Source organism: Janthinobacterium sp. OK676, assembly GCF_900103595.1.
In the GTDB taxonomy this organism is placed as follows: domain Bacteria; phylum Pseudomonadota; class Gammaproteobacteria; order Burkholderiales; family Burkholderiaceae_D; genus Janthinobacterium.
Window position 1 is genome coordinate 128472 of record NZ_FNHA01000015.1, and the last position, 21401, is coordinate 149872.

Sequence of the window (21401 nt, forward strand, 5' to 3'; positions counted from 1 at the left end):
GCGTGCACGTACAGCACGGGCAGGCCCGCAAACGTGGTGGCGGCCCAGGCGACGGCGCGGGTGCCCGTGTCGATGTCGCCGGCCAGGATGACGGCGTCGGGACGGCTGAGCGCGAGGTCGCCCTGCGGCGCTTCGTCGCGCCACAGCTCGTGGTGCAGGTCCGACAGTATCAATAAACGCATGCTGTTTTCATGCCTGTTGAAAGGGCGCCATCGCATCTGAAAACCTTCACTCTTCCGGCAGCGCGGCGAAGCTGTGCGCCAGGTAGTCGATCAGCGCGCGCACGGCCGGCAGCAGGCCGCGTCGCGACGGAAACACGGCGTGGATGATTTCGCGCTGCGGCCGCCATTGCTCCATCAGCGGCAGCAGGCTGCCATTGGCCACCTGTTCGGTGATCATCATGGTTGGCAGCTGCACCACGCCCACGCCGGCCACGGCCGCGTCGCGCAAGGTCAGCATGTCGCCCGTGACGAAGCGCGGCGTATGGCGCAGCTGGGCGCGCGCGCCATTGGGGCCATGCAAATCCCATTGGTAGTGCTGTTGCGGCATGCCCAGGGCCAGGGTGGGCCAGTCTGCCAGGTCGGCCGGCGCCTTCGGCATGGGCGCGCCGGCAAACAGCAAGGGACTGCCCACCATGCACTGGCCTCGTTCGGCCAGCACGCGCAGCACCAGGTCGCTGTCGGGCAGTGGCGGCGGGCGCACGCGGATGGCCACGTCGATACCTTCGGCCACCAGGTCGACGCGGCGGTTGCTCGCTTCGAGCAGCAGGGTCACTTGCGGATGCGCGCGCATGAAACCGGCCAGCATGGGCGCGACCAGCGACTGCAGCAGGGCGATGGGGCAGGACAGGCGCACCGTGCCGCGTGGCGCGGCCCGCGTCAGTTCGATCGCTTCCTGTGCCGCTTCCGCTTCCACCAGCATCGCCTTGCAATGCTCGTAAAACGTCTGCCCCACGTCGGTGACGGAGAAATGCCGCGTCGTGCGCTGCAGCAGGCGCGCGCCGAGGCGCTCTTCCAGCAGCGCGATGCGCCGGCTCAGTTTGGATTTCGGCATGCCCAGCGCGCGCCCGGCCGGCGCGAAGCCGCCATGGTCGACCACCTGCACGAAGTAATACAAGTCATTCAAATCCTGCATGCCGCCTCCTGGATTGTTCTATTTTCGGAACGCTGATGGCCTATTTTACCGTCTACCCGCTTCATCGTTGCAAGCGTATTCTGTCTCCATCGTAATGCAAACCCCCAACAGGAGATCGAGATGAACAAAGTCACAGGTATCTACAGCGCACCGCGCCAGCACTGGGTAGGCGATGGTTTTCCCGTGCGCTCGATGTTTTCGTACGGTAGCCATGGCAAGCAGCTGAGCCCCTTCCTGCTGCTCGACTATGCCGGCCCCGCCGAGTTTGCGCCCGGCACGCGTCCGCCCGGCGTCGGCTCGCACCCGCACCGCGGCTTTGAAACGGTGACCATCGTCTACAAGGGCGAAGTGGCGCACCGCGATTCGACGGGCCAGGGCGGCGTGATCGGCCCCGGCGACGTGCAATGGATGACGGCCGGCGCCGGCATCCTGCATGAAGAGTTTCACTCGCCTGCCTTCACGCAGTCGGGCGGCACCCTGGACATGGTGCAGCTGTGGGTGAACCTGCCGGCGAAAAACAAGATGACGGCGCCCGGCTACCAGGCCATCACCAGCGACACGATTCCCACGGTGGCGCTGCCGGACGGTGGCGGCTCGGTGCGCGTGATCGCGGGCGACTTCGCTGGCCAGCATGGCCCGGCCCGCACGTTCTCGCCGATGCAGGTGTGGGACGTGCGCCTGGCCCAGGGCAAGCTGACGGAGCTGCCCGTGGCCAAGGGCTGGAGCACGGCGCTGATCGTGCTGCATGGCACGGTGCTGGTCAATGGCGAGAGCGTGGTGCGCGAAGCGCAGATGGCGCTGTTCGAGCGCGATGGCGACAGCATCACCGTCGAGGCGAACAACGACGCCGTGGTGCTGCTGCTGAGCGGCGAGCCGATCGACGAGCCCATCGTCGGCCATGGCCCCTTCGTCATGAACACCGAAGCGGAAATCGCGCAGGCGTTCGAGGATTTCAACAGCGGCCGCTTCGCCCGCATCGCAAAATAATTTGTGCAGTCAATTTGTGTAGTACCTGTGCCGCATTCCGCGGCACGGTTTTTCAGGAGACCACCATGAGCACCCCCGCCAACTTCCAAGGTTTGCCACCGATGATCGATCCCGACGACGCCGTCATGCTGCTGATCGACCACCAGAGCGGCTTGTTCCAGCTGGTGCGCGACATCGAGCAGCACGTGCTGCGCGGCCACGTCACGGCGCTGGCCAAGCTGTCGCGCCTGGCCAAGATGCCGACGTTTACCACCGCTTCCGTGCCCGATGGCCCGAACGGCCCCTTGATCCCGGAAATCCACCATTTCAATCCGGAAGCCGTCTACATCCCGCGCACGGGCCAGATCAATGCCTGGGACAATCCGGCCTGGGTCGAGGCCATCGAAAGACGGGCCGCAAGACCCTGCTGATCGCCGGCACGCTCACCAGCGTATGCATGGCTTTCCCGACCATCAGCGCGCTGGCGGCCGGTTATAAAGTGTTTGCCATCATCGACGCCTCGGGCAACTGGTCGAAGATGGCCACCGACATCACTATGGCGCGCGTGACGCAGGCGGGCGCCGTGCCGATCGACACGTATGCCGTGCTGGCTGAAGTGATGAGCACCTGGAACCGCGCCGATGCAATGGAATTTGCCGCCATCATGACCGACCACATCGTGCCGCCATACCGCGCGCTGATCGAAAGCTACGACAAGGCGCAGGGCGTGCAAAAGAATGGCCGCGAAACCAAGCTGGAAATCCTCGAGGCGGCATCCAAGGGCTGATCGGCGCTACGGCGCTTCGTAGTTGTTGCGTATCGCCGCCAGCACGCCGCGCTGTTCCAGGCGCGTGATGGCGGCGTTCAGGCGCGCCAGGTCGGCGGCGTTGGTCGTGCGGGCATTGAGCATCAGGTGCACGGGCGCGCGCAAGGCGAGGAAGGGCAGGGCGGCCAGGGCCACGCCCTGCTGGCGCGCTTCGTGGCGCACGGCCAGCACGTCACCCAGCAGCAGGTCGGCGCGGCCCGCGTCGAGCATGAGGATGCCTTGCCGGAAGCTGCCGAAGGTATTCAGGCGGCCATCCTTTTCCAGCGCCGGACGGGTCGCCGCATAGTCTGCCCCGTACCAGCCCACCTTGGGCGCCAGCAGGCTGGCCTTGCCGCGCGCGAGCTGCGCGAAGCTGGCGACCTGGCGCTGCACGACGGGCGCGCCGGCCTTGCCGAAGATGCCCACGGTTTCATCGCGGTAGCTGACGCTGAAACGCGCATACGCGTGGCGTTCCGACGTGTCGGAGGCGGCAGGCATCAGGTCCAGTCCCCCTTTCTGGAACAGCAACTGGCGCCGCGCCGTCGGCAGTTCCGGCAAGGTCACGAGCGTGCAGCGCGCTTCCCTGAAGATGGCGCGCAGCAGTTCCAGGTCCAGGCCCGTATAGCTGCCCTGCGCATCGCGGTAGACATATGGCGGCCATTGCTCGAGCGCCATCGTCATGCGGCAGGCCTGGGTGGGCAGGACGCTGCCGGACAGCGTTGCCGCAAGCAGCACGTGGCGCAAGCGCATGGAACATCTCCGCAGTGGTTCAAGGGTAGTACTGAGCAATTTGCCAGAATGGCCACGGAAGTCAAGCGGTGCATGGCCGGTTGCGGATATCAAATGGGCTATAGTGGCGGCTGTCTTCATCCAAAGGAAATCCGCTTGACTCCCCCGCTCGAGATCGCCGCCAACGTGCTGATGACCGTTTCCATTGTCCTGGCCGGACGCAACAACATTCATTCCTGGTGGATCGGCATCGTCGGCTGCGTGCTGTTTGCCGTGCTGTTTTTCCAGGTCAACCTGTACGCCGACGTGATGCTGCAGCTGTTTTTCATCGTCACCTGCGTCATCGGCTGGCTGCAATGGCGGCGCGGCGCCGGTGGCAAGCCCTTGCCGATCACGCGCACGGGCTGGCGCAGCCTGGCTTGGGTGGTGCCGGCCGGCATCGCTTCCGTGGTGATCTACGGCATGCTGCTGCACCGCTTTACGAATGCCTACGCGCCTTTCATCGATTCGGCGGTGTTGGTATTTAGCATCATCGCGCAATTCCTGTTGATGAGCCGGCGCATCGAAACGTGGGCCTTCTGGCTGCTCGTCAACACCGTGGCCGTGCCGCTCTACTACAGCCGTGGCCTGTACCTGACGGCCGTCCTGTATGCGGCCTACTGGGTCAACGCCCTCATTTCCTGGTACTGGTGGAGCGTGCAGGCACGCCGCGCGGCGGCCGTGCCGCAGGAGATGGCCGACGCCTGATATTTCCATATACCAAGTCCTTAGATTCAAATCATATATACAATCAATTTTTAATTCGTTCACGCGCTAAAGACACCGGGATATAGTGGCCTTTCCCCGCTTACCGGTGTTTTTTATGTTGCGTTTTACCCTTTCTGCCTGTTTTTACGCCGCCCGGCACCAGCTGACCATGCAATGCATGGCGCAGTGGATGCCGGTGCGTGCCCGTCCACGCATCCCCTGAGTCACCCATCCGTTTCATTGCCGTTTGCCCGCTGGCCCACCCGGTCCGCGTGCCCCTGCTCGGCCTTTTTTACTGAAAAAGGCTGCAATCCCAATAAGAGGAAACCATGTTCAAACCACTCGCCATCAGTCTTGCCATCGCCGCCGCCTTTCCCGCCGTCTCCACCATCGCCCATGCCGAAGAGGACATGCTGCGCGTCAACGTCACCGGATCGAATATCCGCGTCAGCGAAAAAGAGGGCGCCAGCGCCGTGCAAGTCATCACGGCCAAGGAATTGAAAGCCAGCGGCAAGACCAGCGTGTCGGACGTGCTGCGCTCGATTTCCGCCAACAGCGGCAACAGCTACAACGAGCAATATACGGGCAGTTTCTCGGCCGGCACGTCGGGCCTGTCGCTGCGCGGCATCGGCCAGAAAAATACCCTGATCCTGGTGAACGGCAAGCGCGTGGCCAGCTATGCGACGGCGCAAAACCTGCAGGAAACCTTTGTCGACCTGAACAGCCTGCCGATGGCGGCCGTGCAGCGCATCGAGGTGCTCAAGGATGGCGCCTCGTCCATCTACGGTTCCGACGCCGTGGCCGGCGTCGTCAACATCATCCTGTACAAGGAATTCACGGGCACGGACATCACGGCGCAGTGGGGCGGCTCGACGGAAGGCACGGGCCAGCATGAAAAGAGCGCGGCGCTGCAGACGGGTTTCGGCAAGCTCGAGGAAGACGGCTACAGCCTGGTCTTCTCGATCGACGCGCAGCAGCGCGACAAGCTGCAGCAAGGCGACGTGGCGTGGATGCGCGATGCGGATTTCCGCAAGCAGCAGCGTGGCGCGCTGGGCTGGGTCGCCACCAATTATGCGGGCAGCGATCCCACGCGGAGCCTGGGCGGCGTGCGCAGCCCGTTGCAACTGGTCAATTATGGCGACATCACGCCCGACAAGACGGGGCAAGTGCTCGCGTATAACCCGTCGCCATATAAAACCCTGATTCCCGGCATCCAGCGCGTGCACACGGCCGCGCGCGCCACCTTCAAGCTGAACGCGGACACGGAAGCGTACGTCGACCTGCTGCACAGTTATTCGCGCGCCGACCAGACCTTCAGCGCGCCGCTCACCGTCAACAATGCCACGCGCGTGTGGAACAACGCCACCCAGGCGCTCGACACGATCCCCGTCGTGCTGCCTGTCGGCCACCCGAACAATCCGGGCGCCACGCCCCTGCCGTTCACGGCCACCCTGTTCGACCTGGGACCGCGCCTGAAGCAGGACCGGGTCACCTTCTACCGCGCGCTGGCGGGCGTCAAGGGGACGCTGGCAGGCTGGGCCTGGGATGCGGCCGTGGGCCACTCGAGCAGCAAGCTGGAAGAAACCGTGCAGAACTTCGTCAACCGCTACGAATTCCAGAAGGTGCTGGCCGACGGCAGCTATAACTTCTTCGACCAGTCGCAAAACAGCGAAGCGGTGCGCAACCGCCTGCGCCTGTCGACCCTGCGTCCGGCCGAATCGACCCTCGACACCGTCGATTTCTCGGCTTCGAAAGACCTGTGGCAATTGCCGGCCGGTCCGCTGGGCTTTGCCGCCGGTGCCCAGTGGCGCCGCGAAAAGATGGATTCGCAAACCTCGACGGCCGTGCTGTCGGGCACGGAGCTGCGCCCGGCCATCAACATCATCAACGGCTCGCGCAGCGTGTCGGCCCTGTTTGCCGAATTCAACGTGCCCGTCGTGAAAGACCTGTCCGTCAACCTGGCGGGCCGCGCCGACCATTACAGCGATTTCGGCAACGCGTTTTCGCCGAAAGCCAGCGCGCGCTACCAGGCCGCGCCATGGCTGCTGTTGCGCGGCACCGTGTCGCGCGGCTTCCGCGCGCCGTCGCTGCCGGAAATCACGCAAAGCACGGCCGTCAGCTATGTCAGCGTGCTTGATCCGCGCGACCCGATCACGCCCACGCAGACGCGCGGCGTGACGGCCATTACCATCGCCAATACGGCGCTGCGTCCGGAACGGTCGAACAACCTGAACCTGGGCGTGGTGGTGTCGCCGACCAGCAGTTCGAGCATCGGCCTCGATTACTATCGCATCAAGCAAGATGGCGTGATCGGCACGGAAAGCGCCACCACCACTCTCGCCAACGAAGCGTCGGCGCCGCAGAAGATCACGCGCGATGCCGATGGCCGCCTCACGACCCTGTACCGCCAGTATCGCAACCAGGGACAGCGCGAAGTGTCGGGCATCGACCTCGACCTGCGCCAGCGCTTCGTCGACAGGGACTGGGGCAAGCTGACCCTGGCCGGCCAGCTGAGCCGCGTGCTGCGCTTTGCCGAACCGCTGTCGGACGGCGCGCCGCTCACGGACGGCGCCGGCACCAATTACTTCGGCTCGATCCCGAAATGGCGCGGCGTCACGTCGGCCACCTGGGAGCAGGGAAAGTGGACGTCCACGCTCACCTGGAATTACGTGGGCAGCTATGCGCAAAACACGCACCTCGATGAATCCGTGGCCGCCTTCAGCACCTTCGACGTGACCACCAGCTGGCAGGTGACGCCAGCGGCGAACGTCACCTTCATCGTGCAAAACCTGGCCAACAAGCGCGCGCCGTGGGATTACTCGGCATCGGGCTTCGACTATACGCAAGCGGACCCGCGCGGCCGCTTCGCGTCGTTAAAACTGAACTACAAGTTCTAGTGACCGTTTGACACCTGCCGCCCCGTCTGCTCATGCAGGCGCTGGCGGTAGGCGCTGGGCGTGACGCCCATGCGTTCGCGAAAGGCCGTGGCAAAGTTGCCCGCGTTGTGAAAACCGATCAGCAGGGCGATATCCTGCACGTCGATGTCCGTCTGCTGCAGCAATTCCACGCCGCGGGCGATGCGCGCTTCGCGGATGAAGGCGAAGACGGTCATGCCAGTCTGCTCGCGGAACATCAGGGTCAGCTTTTCGCGGTAGGTGCCCACGCTGCGGGCGATGTCGGACAAGTTGGGCAAGCTGCCCAGGTTGTCGAGGATCAGCTGCTTGACGGCATTGACGAAGACGAGGTCCGGATGCTGCTGTCGCTCGCTGATCGGCGCCGCTGCCGGCAGGGTACTGTTGCTTCTACGCATCAATCCCAGGTGGATATGGATGCGCGCGGCCAGTTCTTCCGGCAGGAAGGGCTTGGAAATGTAGTCGACGCCGCCCACCTGCAAGCCCATGATGCGCTCCTTGGCGGCATCGGCGCCGCTGAGAAAGATCACGGGTATCGGTTCCGTCTCGGGATTGGCCTTGAGCAAACGGCACGCCGTGTAGCCATCCATTTCGGGCATGCGCACGTCGAGCAGGATCAGGTCGGGATGCGTGGCCAATGCCAGCTGGTAGCCCTGGTAGCCATTGAAGGCAATGCTGAAACGGTAGGGCTGCTCGCTGAGCAGCTCCATCAGCATGCGCTGCTCGAACGCGGAATCGTCCACGATCAGGATATTCTTTTTGATGGTTTCGCTGGTCAATGGCATGGCATGGATGACTTAACCAAATAGCAAGTTGTAGCTTATTATGCCTCGCTTTTTCTTTTTTTTCCGCTTTTCTCTTGTTTCAAAAGATGTTTCTCCGCCAGAAGAAGCGCGGATTTCCCAGATCGCCAATAATTCAATCATGCATTGATTTTAAGCAATGTCGCTTGCCAAAAAATCTGTTTTGCACATGCTGCAAACAATGCCGGAGTCCCCGGGTTCCTGACTCTCGGCACCAGTATGTTGTCGTCCTGGTTTGCGTGCCCAAGAAAACGCCGGCAATACCGTGACTATCCTCGATGCCCCTCATATTGGTGGGCTCATTAATGATGTTCCATCATCAGGAGGTATCATGTTGCGAGTTATTCCCCCCCGCCTTATCGTTGCCGCCAGCGTGGCCGTGGCCGCCGCAGCCCTCCTGCCTCGCGATGCGGACGCCGCCGTGTATCTGAATGGCAGCGCCACCATCAACTTTGACGTCACCCTGAAAATCATCGCCAATTGCACCATCGGCGCGGCCAATCTCGACTTTGGTCAAAGTCAGGGTGTACTGGCTACTGCCGTTAACGTCAATACGACCGTGAACGTCACCTGCACCAATACCACGTTGTACAACGTGGGCTTGACGGCCGGCACGGGCGCGGGCTCGAGCGGCACCACGCGCTATATGAGTGGCACGGGCGGCAATACGGGGACGGTGCAGTTCAACCTGTACCAGACGGCTGGCAGCACCTTGTGGGGCGATACGCAGGGCACGAATACCGTCGGCGGCACCGGCAATGGCTCATCGCAGCCGATCACCGTGTACGGCAATATTCCACCGCAGGCGACACCGGCGCCCGATACCTACAAGTCGACCATCACGGCCACCGTTTACTTTTAAGCCAGGCGCTGCGTGAAGGCCGCCGCCGCCTCCCTGATGAAAAGCGTGCTGGCGCTGCTGGCCTGTTGCGCCGCGGGCGCACATGGCGCCAATCTGCAGATTTCGCCGGTGACGCTCAATTTGCGCGCCGCACAGAATGCAGCCGGCATCAACCTGCAAAACCTCGGCGACCAGCCCATCTACGGGCAGGTGCGGGTGTTCGCCTGGGAACAGCGCGATGGCGAGGAAACCCTGGCGCCCACGCAGGAACTGGTGGCCAGTCCGCCCATCGTCGAAATCGCCGCCAACAGCCGGCAAACCATCCGCCTCGTGCGTGCCCAGGCTGGCCCCGTCGCGCAGGAAAAGACGTATCGCGTGCTCATCGATGAAGTCAGCCGCGAGGATGATGGCGGGCGCAGCGGCGTCGATATCCGCCTGCGCTACTCGGTGCCCGTGTTCGTGCTGCCGGCCGGTGCGCCGGGCAAGGAAATACTCGACTGGCAAGTCTTTCGCGAGCGGGGCGAGTGGATGTTGCGCGTCAAGAACAGCGGCAATTTCCATGCGCAGATCGGCGCGATGACGTTGACGAACCAGGCGGGCAAGGAATTTGTCATCAGCAAGGGCCTGTTTGGCTATGTCCTGGCGGCACGCATGCGCGTATGGCGCCTGCCCGTCGCCAGGGAGGCCGAACTGGATGGACCGTTGAGTATTGCGGTGAACGTGAATGCAAAGGCGCTCGTTGCCACGAATTCGACACCTTGAACCGGGCCGCCATGGCGCGCAGGCATCCTTGCTGTTGCTGCTGCTGGCCATGGTACCGGTGGCCAGGGCCGATGGATCGGCCGGCGAGACGGGCGCCGATCCGGGACCGGCCAGCTTGCCCAGTGATCCGATGGCGCCGAATGAACTGTATCTGGAGGTGATTGTGAATGCTGAATCAACCGGGCTGATCTTGCGCTTTACCCAGGTGGGCAAAGGCTTGCGCAGCAGTGTCGCGAATTTGCAGCAGCTGGGGCTGGACCCGGCGCGCCTGTCCGCACCCGGTCAGACCGAGGTGGCGCTCGATGCGATTCCCGGACTCAGCTATGAATATGATGCGGCGCGCCAGAGCGTGTCGCTGCAGGTGGCGGACGACTTGCGCTCGCCGTACCGCATCGATGCGCGCCTGGCCCCGCAGACGCCGCCGTCGCGCGTCACGCCCGGCGCCGTCCTCAATTACGAAGCCTATGCGGAATTGGGCCGGACGCGGCGCGCCGCCATCTTCAACGACTTGCGCTATTTCAATGACAGCGGCGTGTTCAGCAATACCGGCACCGTGAACCTGGGCTCGGACCAGCGCAAGTACATGCGCTTTGACACCTTCTGGAGCCACGCCTATCCCGACACCCTGCAAACGTGGCAAGTGGGCGACCTGATTTCCTCGTCGCTGAGCTGGAGCCGCGCCGTGCGCGTGGGCGGCGTGCAGTGGCGCAAGAATTTCCAGCTGCGTCCCGACCTGCTGACCTTTCCCGTCGCCTCCGTCGATGGCACGGCGCTCGTGCCCTCGTCGCTGAGCCTGTACGTCAATGGCGTGCAGCAATATGCTGCCAGCGTGCCCAGCGGTCCGTTCGTGCTGAACCAGGTGGCCGGCATCAATGGCGCCGGGCAAGCCACCCTCATCACGCGCGACGCCCTGGGACGCAGCGTGACGACCGTGCTGCCCCTGTACGTCGATACGCGCATGCTCGCTGGCGGCCTGAGCGATTATTCGGTCGAGGCGGGCGCCGTGCGGCGCGACTATGGCCGCCGTCTGTTCGGCTATGCGCGGCAGTTCGTGGCCAGCGCTTCCGTCCGCCATGGCGTCAGCGACAGCCTCACCATCGAGGGCCATGCGGAACTGGCCGCCGGCCTGTACCAGGCGGGGGCGGGCGCGCTGGTGCGGCTGGGCCAGGCGGGCGTGCTCAGCGGTTCGCTGTCGGCCAGCGCGGGGCACAGCCGTGGCGCGCAGCTGGGCGCCGGCTATCAGTACGTGGGCCCGCGCTTCAGCGTCGATGCGCAAAGCGTGCGCGCCAGCGCCGGGTTTGGCGACCTGGCCTCGCGCGACGGCAGTCCCGTGGTGCGCGCGGCGGACCGCGTCACCGTCAGCCTGCCTTTGCCGGCAGGAAGCAGCATCAGCAGCAGCTACATCAGCTACCGCACACCGGGCGCGCCGTCCTCGAAGCTGGCCACCCTGGGCTATTCGGCCACCCTGTTTCACGGCCTGTTCCTGAACGCCAGCCTGTTCCAGGACTTGCGGCAACGCGAGAAGCGGGGGTTTTATATCGGCCTGAGCATGGCCTTCGACAACAACCTGGCCATCAGCACGAGCGTCAGCCGGCAAAACGGCGAGAGCGGCCGCAGCGTCAGCGCGCAGCGTGCGGCGGACTTTGGCGGCGGCTTCGGCTGGAATTTGCAGGCCGGCACCGTGGGCGGCAATACCTACCGGCAGGCGCAAGTGGAATACCTGGGCAATGATGGCCGCGTGAGCGCGCGCACGCAAAGCGGTGGCATGGGCAATGCCTCGTCGCTGGGCGCGTCCGGCGCACTGGTGCTGATGGATGGCCATGTCGAGACGACGCGCCAGGTGGGCAACGGTTTTGCGCTCGTGTCCACGGGCGGCGTGAGTGATATTCCTGTGCTGCATGAAAACCGCCGGATCGGCGTGACGGGCAGGAACGGCTATCTGCTGGTGCCGAATTTGAATCCCTATGGCAATAACCAGATCAGCATCTCCACGGATGAACTCGACGTCGACGCGCGCGTGCCCGTGACCAATATGACGGTCGTGCCGCAACAGCTGGCTGGCGTGCTGGCGGCCTTTCCCGTCGAACGCTACAGCGCCGCCACCGTCATCGTGCAAGGCGCCGACGGCAAGCCGCTGGCCACGGGCTTGCCCGTGCTGCATGTGCAAAGCGGCAAGCAGACGGTCGTGGGCTTTGACGGCATCATTTTCGTCGACGACCTGCGCGAGCAGAATCAGTTGCAAGTGGGCGAGGGCGACAGCGCGTGCACGGTCGGCTTTGCGTACGTGCGTCCTGCCGCGGGCGGCTTGCCCGTGATCGGCCCGCTGCGCTGCGCTGTCACTGCCTCCGCCGGAGGAGGCCGCTGATGCGCCGCCTGCTGTTATGGCTGACCCTGCTGCTGGGCTGCGCCTGGGGCAGCGTGGCGCAGGCTGCCGACACCTGCACGGTCAGCATGACGAATATCGATTTCGGTTCCGTCAGCCCGATTTCCGGCACCGATTACGTGGCGCAGGCCACGGGCACCTTCAGTTGCCTGTTTTCATCGCTGAACCTGGGACAGTTGCTCACGCCCAATGCGCAAGTGTGCATTTCGCTGGGGCTGGGCACGAATTCCACGTCGGCCCTGCCGCGCAAGCTGGGCAATGGCAGCAACCGCATGGATTACAACGTGTACGTGGACAACTCGTATGCGACGGCGAAGATCTGGGGAGGTGCCGGCGTGGCGGGCGCACCGTCGACATTTGGCATGACCCTGTCGGCCGGTTTGCTGGCCCCGCCCGGCACGTATTCCACCACCTTTACCGTGTACGCCAAGATTCCTGCCGGCGCGGCCCTGGCCGCCGTGCCCACGGTCGCCAATGCCAATACCGTCTATACGTCGAGTTTTGCGGGCGCGGGCACCTACACCTACACCACGTATGGCCTCGTCAACCTGCAAGGGTGCACGGCCACCAGCGGCAGTTTCGGCTTCACGGTCAATGCCACGGCCATCAACGATTGCACCATCGCGGCCACGCCGATGGCGTTCGCGAACGCCTCCATTCTGACGGGCAACTTGCGCAGCACCAGCACCTTGTCCGTGCGCTGCGTGAATAACAACGCCTACCAGATTGCCCTGAACGGCGGCAGCGTGGCGGCCAATGTGGCCAACCGGCAAATGAAAAATCTCTTAACGACGGACAAGGTCAGCTACCTGCTGTCGTCCACCCTCGATGGCCCGCTCTGGGGCGATGGCACGGCGGGCACGAGCATGGTGACGGGCACGGGGACGGGCTCCAGCGTGCCGCTGACGATATACGGCCGCGTGCCGGCGCAGGTGTCGCCGCGTCCCGGCGACTACAAGGACACGGTGACGGCAACGATTTATTTTTAGAACGTGACGGTGACGAGGCCGGCGCCCGATGGCGTCGCCTGCTGGTGCAGCAGGTAGGGCGTGTTGTGCTGGCAGCGTACCTGGGTGCTGTTGCGTTGCGAGACGACAGTGCACGCTTCCTGCACGACGAAGGTGGCCTGCAGCGTCGCGGAAGCGGTGGTACCGGCGGTGGTGGTCTGGCAGAGGGACAGGGCGAGCAGGGCAGGCAATACGGCAAGCTTCAAAGGGGTCATCGTGAACGCATCGAGTGAAAAACGGGCGTGGACAGCAGCGCCGCAAGGCGTGGCTGGTACCGTTTTCGCACCGGGATTGGGGGAGCAGAACCAGCCATGATTGTACTTGAACAAGGAAAGTGTGAGTTTTCGTGTATTTTCAGCCCGCCGCAAGGGCAAGCACCTCACTTTCAAAATGATAGTAACTAAGTTTCCGTGTTGCAACTGAAATTTTTTTCGATTGTTGTGTTGGATCAATGTGAGGAGATGGCCATGAAACATACCAACTTTAATAATTTGCCTTGCCCGATTGCGCGCAGCCTGGGCAAGGTGGGCGAATGGTGGAGCATCCTCATCCTGCGCGAAGCGTTTTATGGCAAGACGCGCTTCGACGAATTTGAAAAAAGCCTCAAGATCGCGCCCACCATCCTGACGCGCCGCCTGGCCGACCTGGTGGAGGGCGGCTTGATGACGCGCCGCCTGTATTGCGCCAAGCCGCCCCGCTACGACTATGTGCTGACCAAGTCCGGGCGCGCCTTCAAGCCCGTCCTGCTGGCGTTTATCGCCTGGGGCAATGAAAACTTCGCGCCGGAAGGCGCCAGCCTCGTCATCGCCAGCCGCGACACGGGCCTGGCCGCCGATCCTGTGCTGGTCGACGCGACGACGGGCTTGCCCATCAATGACGAGTATTACGCGTTCGCGCCAGGGCCTGCCGCCAGCGACAGCATGCGCAGCATCATCCTCGATGCGGAAAAAAGCAGCGGCATTGCGCCCAAGCCGAAGGCGCCGGCGGCCAACCGTGGCTGGGTGGCGGAAGGGCATCTGGCCTGAGGACGCGCTGGCGGAGGTGCGCAGAGTTTGGCGCAAAGCAAGACGGACTGCACGGCATGGCCTTACCGTCGCACTATGCAATGCAAGTGCGGCGCAGGCCCGGTTGTGCAGGGCATGGCGCCATCCGTGACCCGATGTCCGTTGAAGGAGTATTCCGATGAGCACACTGCAACAACATGTCTGCCGCGCCGCCACCGTGCTGGCGCTGGCCGCCCTGCTGGGCGCCTGTAGCCATGGCCCGCATCACCCGGGCGGCCATGACGTCACCTTGACGGGCGCGCAGGAAGTGCCGGCCAACACCAGCACGGCCAGCGGCAGCAGCTCCATCCGCGTCGACCGCGACCGCAGTGTCAGCGGCGGCGTGCGCTATACGGGCATGGTGGCCACCGTCGCGCATATCCATGAAGCGCCGGCGGGCGCCAACGGCCCCGTCATCGTGCCGCTCGTGAAAACGGCCGAAGGCATGTTTGCCGTGCCGCCGAACACCATGCTCACGCCGCCCCAGTACGCGAGCTACCAGGCCGGCAACCTGTACGTGAACGTGCACAGCGCCGCCTACCCGGCCGGCGAGATCCGCGCCCAGCTCAAGCCCTAGCCGACGACGCTTTTCAGAAACCTCCTTGGGCCGCGCGAGCGGCCTTTTTTTGCGCCAGGCGGCCAGCCGGCAACGCGCGCTACAATGGCGTTTCATGCTGACCATCCTCGCCATCACCTTTCCCTTCTTCGCCCTGGTGCTGTGCGGCTACCTGGCCGTGCGGCGCACGCTGCTGCCGCTGGCCGCCATCGGCGGCTTGAACAGTTTTGTCCTGTACTTCGCGCTTCCCTGCATGCTGTACCGCTTCGGCGCCGCCACGCCCATCGCGCAACTGCTTAATGCCAGCGTGTTCGGCGTGTATCTGCTGTGCGCCCTGATCATGGTCGGCGTCACCACGGCCATGACCCTGAGCCACCGCATCGACTGGAACAACGCCGCCTTCGGTGCGCTGGTGGCGGCCTTCCCGAACACGGGCTTCATGGGCGTGCCCCTGCTATTGACCTTGCTCGGGCCCCGTTCTTCCGGCCCCGTCATCGTCACCATCGTCGTCGACATGTTGATTACCAGCTCACTGTGCATCGCCCTGTCGCGTATCGGCAGCGGCGGCGCGCACGGCAGCCGCGCCGCCATCGTCAACGCCATGAAGGGCATGGCCGGCAACCCGATGCCGTGGGCGATCGTGCTGGGCGCGCTGTCGTCGTGGCTGGAGCTGGCCTTGCCCAAGCCGTTGATGCAGACGGTGGGCTTGCTGGCCGACGCCGCCTCTCCGGTTGCCCTGTTTACCATCGGCGCCGTGCTGGCCCGTTCGCAAATGAGTACGGCCGACCCGGCGCCGCCGGGAGAATATGTGCCCGTGGCGCTGAAAAAACTGCTGCTGCATCCGCTGCTGGTGTGGGGCACCGGCCACGCGGCCATCGCGCTGGGCGCGCCGCTCGATCCGTTCGCGCTGACCTGCATGGTGCTGGTGGCTTGCCTGCCCAGCGCCAGCAACGTCTCGCTGCTGTCCGAACGCTTCGGCGCGAACACGGCGCGCATCGCCCGCATTATTTTAGTCTCGACGGCGCTGTCTTTTTTGACGTTTTCGGCGGCCGTCAGCTGGCTGGCGTGACGTTGGCGGCGATCAGCGCGCCGAGCGCCTGCGCCGCTCCCGGCTGCGTATCCAGCGCCAGGCCGTGCGCCATGGTGGCCTGGTCCTGCATGCTGCGGTTCTGTCCCAGCTTCCATTTGCCCGTGATGCGCGTGAGGGGAATCTCGATGCCGACGATGGCTTTGAGCATCTTGTCGATATAGTCGGCCGGGGCATCGCTCACCTGCCACGGCGCGGCGAGCCCCGCCTCATGGCGCGCCGTCAGCCGCGTTACCAGTCCCAGCAGCCACGCCCCGTCGTCGATGGCGCGCAGGGGGCCGTGGGCGTGCACCACCGCGTAATTAAAGGTCGGCACTTCCTTGCCGCTGCGCTGCTTTTCCGCATACCAGGCGGGCGTGATGTAGGCGTGCGGGCCCTGGAAGATCACCATGCAGTCGGCACCTGCGGCGCGCCACAGCGGGTTGGCGCGCGCCACGTGGGCGCGCAGGGTGCCGAACGGAGCGTCAGATGTGGGCGCGGCGATCTCGAACGGCAGGTGGTCGGCGCACAAGCCATCGGCACCGTGGAGCACCAGCGCCCCCAGCGGATGCGCGGCCATCAAGCCATGCAGCACGTCGAGGCGTTCTTCGCGAAAGCTGGCAGGCGAGTACATTTATTCGGCTCCTTCCACGACCACGTCGGCCGTCAGCGAATTGGCGATGTAGCAGCGCTCGTGCGCGTCATGGTGCAGGGCCGCCAGCGCCTCGGGCGATGGCGGCGTTCCCGCAAAGACGATGCGCGGACGTAGCACGATGCGCGTCATGGCCAGGCGGCCTGCCGCATTTTTTCCCAGGTCGCCGACGGCGGCGTCGCGGTAGCCGTCGATGACGTAGCCGCGCTGCGCTGCCAGCGACAGGAAGAACAGCATGTGGCAGCTCGACGTGGCCGCCACCAGCGCTTCTTCCGGATCGATGTTTGCTTCCACCGACATGGGCAGTGGCACGGACAGGGGCGACGACGAGGCGGCTACGGTCAGGCCGCCGTCGAACTGCCATTCATGGCCACGGCTGTAGCGCTGGCCGGCAAAATCCTGGCCGTCGCGCTGCCAGGCCACGGTGGCGAAAAACTGATGCATGGATGCTCCGCAAGAGTAAAGGGGATGCGCCATCTTAGCGCCAGTTTTGGCTATTTAAAACAGCCAATAAGTGCTATCTTGAAGCTACCAATTCAAGAGCCCTCCACCATGCCAGCTTCCCATTTGCACCAGATCATCGCCGCCTTGCCGCTGCAGCGCGACGCCAGCGAGCCGCTGTTTCGCCAGCTGTATGCGGTCATCAAGGCGGCCATCCTCGACGGCCACATAAGTCCCGGCATGCAGCTGCCGCCCACGCGCGATTTTTGCCGCCTGCTGGACGTGTCGCGCCAGACGGTGCTCAATGCGTATGCGTTGTTGACGGCGGAAGGTTATCTCGATGGCGCCGTGGGGCGCGGCACCTTCGTCAGCCGCGACGTTCCGCTGCCGGCGCCTGTCCCTGCCGCGGCGCCCGGCCTGCTGCGCCCCCTGTCGGCGCGCGGCCAGGGCGTGGTGGCGGCCATGCGCCAGGTGGCGGTGCACCGTGGCCCGCTGCGCGCCTTCCGCGTCGGCATGCCGCGCATCGACCATTTTCCGTTCGACGTATGGAACCGCCTGGAAGCGCGGCGCTGGCGCCGGCCCGACCACCATTTCGGCTACAGCGACCCGGCCGGCTATCTGCCGCTGCGCGAGCTGCTGTGCGTGTATCTGAAGGCGTCGCGCGGCGTCCAGTGCACGCCGCAGCAAATTGTGATTACCTCCGGTTCGCAGCAGGCGCTGTTCCTGCTGTCGACCATTTTACTGGCGCCGGGCGATGCGGCCTGGATGGAGTCGCCCGGCTACCGGGGCGCCAGTGGTCCCTTGCGCGCGGCCGGCGCGCGGGTCTTTCCCGTCCCCGTCGATGCGCAGGGGCTGGATGTGGCGTATGGCGTGGCGCACTGTCCGCAGGCGAAGCTGGCGTACGTGACGCCATCGCACCAGATGCCGCTGGGCATGAGCATGAGCTTGCCCCGCCGTCTGGCCTTGCTGGCCTGGGCCGCGCAGCACAAGGCGTGGCTGGTGGAAGACGATTACGACAGCGAATACCGCTACACGGGCGCGCCGCTCGCTTCCCTGCAAAGTCTGGACCGGGCCGGCTGCGTGGTCTACGTCGGCACTCTGTCGAAGGTGCTGTTTCCCGGGCTGCGCTTGGGCTATATGGTGGCGCCGCCCGCGCTGGCCGAGGCGCTGGTGCAGGCCAAGGCCGTGATGGACCGGCACACGGCCATCGTGCCGCAGATGGCGCTGGCCGACTTCATCGCCGAGGGCCACTTTGGCCGCCATATCCGCCGCACGCGCGACAGCAATGCCGAACGGCGCGACCTGCTGGTGCGCGGCATCGCGCGCGAACTGGACGACCAGCTGGCGTGCGGTCCGACCGACAGCGGCCTGGAACTGTGCGCGTATTTTCGCGCCGGCCACGATGAAGAAACGGTCTCGCGCGCGGGGCTGGCACGGGGTATCGAACTGCGTCCGCTGGGCCACTATGCCGATCCGGCGGCCGGGCCCGAGTGCGCCACGCCGCCCGGGCTGCTACTGGGCTTTGCGGCCATTCCCCCGGACGAGATGGCGCACGGCTTGCAGGAACTGGGGCGCATCCTGCGCGGCCGATAAACTATACTGGCACTTGCCTGCACACGAAGAACACGACCATGAATATTACCCGCTGCGCCTGGGCCAATCCGGCCAATCCCCGCTATCTCGACTACCACGACACGGAGTGGGGCGTGCCCTGCCACGACGAGCGCCGGCTGTTCGAAATGCTGAACCTGGAAGGCGCGCAGGCTGGCCTGAGCTGGGAAACCATCCTCAACAAACGCGACACCTACCGCGCCGCGTTCGATGACTGGGACGCGGAAAAGATCGCCGCGTATTGCCCGGACAAGGTGGCGCAGCTGCTGGCGGACCCCGGCATCGTGCGCAACCGCCTGAAGGTGGCGGCCGCCATCACGAATGCGCAAGCCTATCTGCGCCTGCGCGCGCAAGGGCAGACCCTCGACAGCTTCCTGTGGGCCTACGTCGATGGCCAGCCCATCGTCAACAGCTGGCAGCTGGGCGAGTTTCCCGCCAAGACGGCCCTGTCCGACAAATTGTCGAAAGACTTGCTCAAGCTGGGCTTCAAGTTCGTCGGTTCGACCATCATCTACGCCTACATGCAGGGCATCGGCATGGTCAACGATCATGCGCCCGCCTGCTTTTGCCGCGCGGGGCGCTGATGCGCCGCGCGCTCGTCGTGCTCGACACGGATTTTGACGGCGCCCGCCTGCATGCCGCCTGCGTGGCGCATGGCGGGCGCCGCCTGCATTACATCGCGCTGGCACCGCGTCCCGTCGACGCGCGCCACTTGCCCGAAGAGTGGCGCGCGCAGTGGCCCCTTTGCGTGCCGGGCCTGCACCGCATGGTCTCGCACGATGGTCTCGTCACGCTCGACGTGCTGATCGGCGAGCCCGATGCCTGCCTGGCGCAATTGTCGGCGCGCGTCGATGCAGTCCACCTGGCCTGGGTGCCGGCGGCCACGCCGGTGCTGGCCCGTCTGATGATGGACGGCGCCCGCCTGCAGGCCGTGCACCTGGACGAAGCGCAGCGCGCGGCACTGCAAAAGAACGGCTTTGTTTTTGACGAGAGCCGGCTGCGCGCCGTGTTTTATGCGCGGCGGGCGGAGCACACGACCGTCACCGCGCCCGAGAGGCGCGCCATCGTCATCGGCGCGGGCGTGGCCGGCGCGGCCGCCTGCGAACGGCTGGCCGCGCGCGGCTGGAAAGTGACCCTGGTTGAACGCCACGCGCAGCCGGCCAGCGAGGCGTCGGGCAACCTGGCCGGCATCTTCATGCCGCAGCTGTCGAAGGACGACAACATCGCCACGCGCCTCGTGCGCGCCGCCTACCTGTACGCGCTGCGCTACTGGCAAGACCTGGGCGGCATCGGCAATGCTTTTGACGGCGCACAATGCGGCGTGTTGCAGCTGGCGCGCGATGCCGAACACGCGTTCGTGCAGCGGCAGATCGCCGCCAGCGGCCTGTATCCGCGCCAATTTGCCCATTGGCTGGAAGCGCCGGAAGCTGCCGCCATGCTGGGCGCGCCGGCGCCCGATGGCGCCTGGTGGTTCGAACAGGGCGGCTGGGCGCGCCCGTCCTCCGTCTGCGCGGCCATGCTCGACGCCTGCGGCAGTTTGCTCACGCGGCGCTTTTCCAGCAGCGCCCTGCGCCTGGAGCGTGGCGATCAGGAATGGCTGGTGCGCGATGCGGACGGCACCCTGGTCGCGGCCGCGCCCACGGTGATTCTGGCCGCCGGCACGGGCGCCGTGCGGTTCGAGCAGGCGGCGGGCTTGCCGCTGGACGCCGTGCGTGGCCAGGTCACGCACCTGGCCGAGGGCAGCTTGCCCTCTTTGCCCTTCGTCGTCTGCCGCGAAGCCTACATGACGCCGGCGCACGAGGGCGTCGTGTGCGTGGGCGCCAGCTACGATGCGGACGCGGACGCCAGCTTGCGCCCATCGAGCCAGGAAGACAATATCGCGAAGATCGCCGACATCCTCGGCATGGCCCCGTTCGAGGCGCCGCTGGCGGGCCGCACGGGCTTTCGCTGCGTGGCGCCGGACCGCCTGCCGCTGGCCGGCGCCTTGCCCGACCCCGGCGCGCCGGGCCGCTGCGAACGCCTGCGCGACGTGCCGCGCTGGCCCGGCCTGCATGGCTTGCTCGGATACGCCTCGCGCGGCCTGATCTGGGCGCCGCTGGCGGCCGAACTGCTGGCTTGCCAGCTGGAGGGGGAGCCGCTGCCGCTGGAACGTCAGTTGGCAGAGGCGCTTGATCCTGCGCGTTTTCTACTTCGCGAACGCCGCCGCGTTTCCTGATGACACCCAAAGGCAAATTCTGGGGTCGGACCCTCAGGGTCCGACCCCGGCGTCTGCTCTTGGGTTAACAATCAAGAGATGGCGCCAACGCGCGTGAACGTTTGACCCCATATACGTTTTTCAGCTTTCCAAACTCTTTTTAATTTGTTTTCCGAACAACATAAGTTCGCTACAGTGAACTCGTGCTGGTTTTTGACGACGGAATAAAGAGGTGGAAAGATGGCTGCTGCAGAACTGATTTTCGATCCCCGCGCCGCGCACGGCGAGGCGGCTTTTGACGAAGTGCTCAATCTCGCGCGCACCCAGGCGCAGGCGCAGGGCTTGCCGTATGCGGGCATCGTCAGCGCGCAGGATGCGTGGCAGCTGGTGCAGGCCGGCAAAGCCGTGCTGGTCGACGTGCGCACGCATGAAGAGCGCACGTTCGTCGGCTACGTGCCCGCCTCGCTGCACGTGGCGTGGGCCACCGGCACGGCCATGAACCGCAATCCCCGCTTTGTGCGCGAACTGGAAGCGAAGGTGGGCGGCAAGGATGCCGTCGTGGTGCTGCTGTGCCGCAGCGGCAAGCGCTCGGCCGCGGCTGCCGAAGCGGCGGCCAAGGCCGGTTTCACGCACGTCTTCAATATCGCGCAAGGCTTCGAGGGTGACCTCGACGAGCAGCAGCAGCGCGGCCACAGCGGTGGCTGGCGCTGGCATGCGCTGCCCTGGCTGCAAGATTAATTCTCTTCCGG

The 21401-nt window shown here is 65.1% G+C and carries 21 protein-coding genes and 1 pseudogene; 15 read left to right on the forward strand and 7 right to left on the reverse strand.

Features of this window, described 5'->3' with window-relative positions:
• Nucleotides 1-228: 228 nt before the first annotated feature.
• Nucleotides 229-1134, reverse strand: coding sequence for a LysR family transcriptional regulator (locus BLU39_RS25345; RefSeq protein WP_092718463.1), 906 nt, complete (start codon nt 1132-1134; stop codon nt 229-231).
• Between the two features lie 120 nt (nt 1135-1254).
• On the opposite strand from BLU39_RS25345, the gene BLU39_RS25350 reads away from it, so the two are divergent.
• The gene (locus BLU39_RS25350) at nt 1255-2121 is read left to right on the forward strand and encodes a pirin family protein (RefSeq protein WP_092718466.1); all 867 of its coding nucleotides are present in this window, start codon (nt 1255-1257) and stop codon (nt 2119-2121) included.
• A gap of 65 nt (nt 2122-2186) precedes the next feature.
• Nucleotides 2187-2887: pseudogene (locus tag BLU39_RS25355) on the forward strand (isochorismatase family protein).
• Between the two features lie 6 nt (nt 2888-2893).
• Here the strand turns inward: BLU39_RS25355 and BLU39_RS25360 are convergent.
• A complete protein-coding gene (locus BLU39_RS25360; RefSeq protein WP_092718469.1) occupies nt 2894-3655 on the reverse strand; it encodes a substrate-binding periplasmic protein in 762 nt (253 codons plus the stop codon).
• Nucleotides 3656-3790: 135 nt separating this feature from the next.
• On the opposite strand from BLU39_RS25360, the gene pnuC reads away from it, so the two are divergent.
• Complete coding sequence (pnuC, locus tag BLU39_RS25365) at nt 3791-4381, forward strand: nicotinamide riboside transporter PnuC (RefSeq protein WP_092718472.1); 591 nt, start codon at nt 3791-3793, stop codon at nt 4379-4381.
• Nucleotides 4382-4710: 329 nt separating this feature from the next.
• Nucleotides 4711-7278 (forward strand): TonB-dependent receptor, encoded by a 2568-nt coding sequence (locus BLU39_RS25370; protein ID WP_092718474.1) that lies wholly within the window; start codon nt 4711-4713, stop codon nt 7276-7278.
• On the opposite strand, the gene BLU39_RS25375 is transcribed toward BLU39_RS25370, so the two are convergent.
• Nucleotides 7275-8078 (reverse strand): response regulator transcription factor, encoded by an 804-nt coding sequence (locus BLU39_RS25375; protein ID WP_092718476.1) that lies wholly within the window; start codon nt 8076-8078, stop codon nt 7275-7277. The genes BLU39_RS25370 and BLU39_RS25375 overlap by 4 nt on opposite strands.
• 12 nt (nt 8079-8090) lie before the next feature.
• The gene (locus tag BLU39_RS29215; RefSeq protein ID WP_302848401.1) at nt 8091-8219 is read right to left on the reverse strand and encodes a hypothetical protein; all 129 of its coding nucleotides are present in this window, start codon (nt 8217-8219) and stop codon (nt 8091-8093) included.
• A 208-nt stretch (nt 8220-8427) separates the two neighbouring features.
• Between BLU39_RS29215 and BLU39_RS25380 the strand changes: the two genes are divergently transcribed.
• From BLU39_RS25380 to BLU39_RS25395, 4 genes are read left to right on the forward strand one after another with little or no spacing between them, the layout of a single operon-like run.
• Nucleotides 8428-8958 (forward strand): Csu type fimbrial protein, encoded by a 531-nt coding sequence (locus tag BLU39_RS25380; protein WP_092718479.1) that lies wholly within the window; start codon nt 8428-8430, stop codon nt 8956-8958.
• 12 nt (nt 8959-8970) lie between these two features.
• Nucleotides 8971-9699 carry a fimbrial biogenesis chaperone gene (locus BLU39_RS25385; protein WP_232731283.1) on the forward strand — a complete coding sequence of 243 codons (729 nt, stop codon included), beginning with the start codon at nt 8971-8973 and terminating at the stop codon, nt 9697-9699.
• Complete coding sequence (locus BLU39_RS25390) at nt 9677-12064, forward strand: fimbria/pilus outer membrane usher protein (RefSeq protein WP_254789065.1); 2388 nt, start codon at nt 9677-9679, stop codon at nt 12062-12064. The genes BLU39_RS25385 and BLU39_RS25390 overlap by 23 nt, the downstream gene beginning before the upstream one ends.
• Nucleotides 12064-13071 (forward strand): Csu type fimbrial protein, encoded by a 1008-nt coding sequence (locus BLU39_RS25395; protein WP_092718484.1) that lies wholly within the window; start codon nt 12064-12066, stop codon nt 13069-13071. Before BLU39_RS25390 ends, BLU39_RS25395 begins: the two co-directional genes overlap by 1 nt.
• Here the strand turns inward: BLU39_RS25395 and BLU39_RS25400 are convergent.
• Nucleotides 13068-13304, reverse strand: coding sequence for a hypothetical protein (locus BLU39_RS25400; protein WP_092718488.1), 237 nt, complete (start codon nt 13302-13304; stop codon nt 13068-13070). The two genes, BLU39_RS25395 and BLU39_RS25400, sit on opposite strands and share 4 nt — an antisense overlap.
• Before the next feature lie 252 nt (nt 13305-13556).
• On the opposite strand from BLU39_RS25400, the gene BLU39_RS25405 reads away from it, so the two are divergent.
• The 3 genes from BLU39_RS25405 (at nt 13557) to BLU39_RS25415 (ending at nt 15757) form a co-directional block, all read left to right on the forward strand.
• Complete coding sequence (locus BLU39_RS25405) at nt 13557-14114, forward strand: winged helix-turn-helix transcriptional regulator (protein WP_034753667.1); 558 nt, start codon at nt 13557-13559, stop codon at nt 14112-14114.
• A gap of 157 nt (nt 14115-14271) precedes the next feature.
• On the forward strand, nt 14272-14709 hold the full coding sequence (locus BLU39_RS25410) for a CHRD domain-containing protein (protein ID WP_092718490.1): 438 nt from the start codon (nt 14272-14274) through the stop codon (nt 14707-14709).
• A gap of 94 nt (nt 14710-14803) precedes the next feature.
• Nucleotides 14804-15757 carry an AEC family transporter gene (locus BLU39_RS25415; RefSeq protein ID WP_092718585.1) on the forward strand — a complete coding sequence of 318 codons (954 nt, stop codon included), beginning with the start codon at nt 14804-14806 and terminating at the stop codon, nt 15755-15757.
• On the opposite strand, the gene BLU39_RS25420 is transcribed toward BLU39_RS25415, so the two are convergent.
• Nucleotides 15741-16388, reverse strand: a complete 648-nt coding sequence (locus tag BLU39_RS25420; RefSeq protein WP_092718493.1) for an FMN-binding negative transcriptional regulator — start codon at nt 16386-16388, stop codon at nt 15741-15743. The two genes, BLU39_RS25415 and BLU39_RS25420, sit on opposite strands and share 17 nt — an antisense overlap.
• Entirely contained in the window at nt 16389-16850 is a 462-nt protein-coding gene (locus BLU39_RS25425; protein ID WP_092718495.1) for an OsmC family protein, read from the reverse strand.
• Between the two features lie 108 nt (nt 16851-16958).
• On the opposite strand from BLU39_RS25425, the gene BLU39_RS25430 reads away from it, so the two are divergent.
• From BLU39_RS25430 to BLU39_RS25445, 4 genes are all read left to right on the forward strand, one after another.
• The gene (locus tag BLU39_RS25430; protein WP_092718498.1) at nt 16959-18440 is read left to right on the forward strand and encodes a MocR-like pyridoxine biosynthesis transcription factor PdxR; all 1482 of its coding nucleotides are present in this window, start codon (nt 16959-16961) and stop codon (nt 18438-18440) included.
• A gap of 38 nt (nt 18441-18478) precedes the next feature.
• Entirely contained in the window at nt 18479-19042 is a 564-nt protein-coding gene (locus tag BLU39_RS25435; protein ID WP_092718501.1) for a DNA-3-methyladenine glycosylase I, read from the forward strand.
• On the forward strand, nt 19042-20673 hold the full coding sequence (gene mnmC / locus BLU39_RS25440; RefSeq protein WP_092718588.1) for an FAD-dependent 5-carboxymethylaminomethyl-2-thiouridine(34) oxidoreductase MnmC1: 1632 nt from the start codon (nt 19042-19044) through the stop codon (nt 20671-20673). Before BLU39_RS25435 ends, mnmC begins: the two co-directional genes overlap by 1 nt.
• Nucleotides 20674-20892: 219 nt before the next feature.
• Nucleotides 20893-21390 carry a rhodanese-like domain-containing protein gene (locus BLU39_RS25445; RefSeq protein WP_092718504.1) on the forward strand — a complete coding sequence of 166 codons (498 nt, stop codon included), beginning with the start codon at nt 20893-20895 and terminating at the stop codon, nt 21388-21390.
• The last annotated feature ends 11 nt before the right edge of the window (nt 21391-21401 follow it).

Coding starts and splice junctions, on each gene's coding strand:
- BLU39_RS25345 (WP_092718463.1), bottom strand. CDS start 1,134: ATGCAGGATTTGAATGACTTGTATTACTTCGTGCAGGTGGTCGACCAT.
- BLU39_RS25350 (WP_092718466.1), top strand. CDS start 1,255: ATGAACAAAGTCACAGGTATCTACAGCGCACCGCGCCAGCACTGGGTA.
- BLU39_RS25360 (WP_092718469.1), bottom strand. CDS start 3,655: ATGCGCTTGCGCCACGTGCTGCTTGCGGCAACGCTGTCCGGCAGCGTC.
- BLU39_RS25370 (WP_092718474.1), top strand. CDS start 4,711: ATGTTCAAACCACTCGCCATCAGTCTTGCCATCGCCGCCGCCTTTCCC.
- BLU39_RS25375 (WP_092718476.1), bottom strand. CDS start 8,078: ATGCCATTGACCAGCGAAACCATCAAAAAGAATATCCTGATCGTGGAC.
- BLU39_RS29215 (WP_302848401.1), bottom strand. CDS start 8,219: ATGATTGAATTATTGGCGATCTGGGAAATCCGCGCTTCTTCTGGCGGA.
- BLU39_RS25380 (WP_092718479.1), top strand. CDS start 8,428: ATGTTGCGAGTTATTCCCCCCCGCCTTATCGTTGCCGCCAGCGTGGCC.
- BLU39_RS25395 (WP_092718484.1), top strand. CDS start 12,064: ATGCGCCGCCTGCTGTTATGGCTGACCCTGCTGCTGGGCTGCGCCTGG.
- BLU39_RS25400 (WP_092718488.1), bottom strand. CDS start 13,304: ATGACCCCTTTGAAGCTTGCCGTATTGCCTGCCCTGCTCGCCCTGTCC.
- BLU39_RS25405 (WP_034753667.1), top strand. CDS start 13,557: ATGAAACATACCAACTTTAATAATTTGCCTTGCCCGATTGCGCGCAGC.
- BLU39_RS25410 (WP_092718490.1), top strand. CDS start 14,272: ATGAGCACACTGCAACAACATGTCTGCCGCGCCGCCACCGTGCTGGCG.
- BLU39_RS25415 (WP_092718585.1), top strand. CDS start 14,804: ATGCTGACCATCCTCGCCATCACCTTTCCCTTCTTCGCCCTGGTGCTG.
- BLU39_RS25420 (WP_092718493.1), bottom strand. CDS start 16,388: ATGTACTCGCCTGCCAGCTTTCGCGAAGAACGCCTCGACGTGCTGCAT.
- BLU39_RS25425 (WP_092718495.1), bottom strand. CDS start 16,850: ATGCATCAGTTTTTCGCCACCGTGGCCTGGCAGCGCGACGGCCAGGAT.
- BLU39_RS25430 (WP_092718498.1), top strand. CDS start 16,959: ATGCCAGCTTCCCATTTGCACCAGATCATCGCCGCCTTGCCGCTGCAG.
- BLU39_RS25435 (WP_092718501.1), top strand. CDS start 18,479: ATGAATATTACCCGCTGCGCCTGGGCCAATCCGGCCAATCCCCGCTAT.
- mnmC (WP_092718588.1), top strand. CDS start 19,042: ATGCGCCGCGCGCTCGTCGTGCTCGACACGGATTTTGACGGCGCCCGC.
- BLU39_RS25445 (WP_092718504.1), top strand. CDS start 20,893: ATGGCTGCTGCAGAACTGATTTTCGATCCCCGCGCCGCGCACGGCGAG.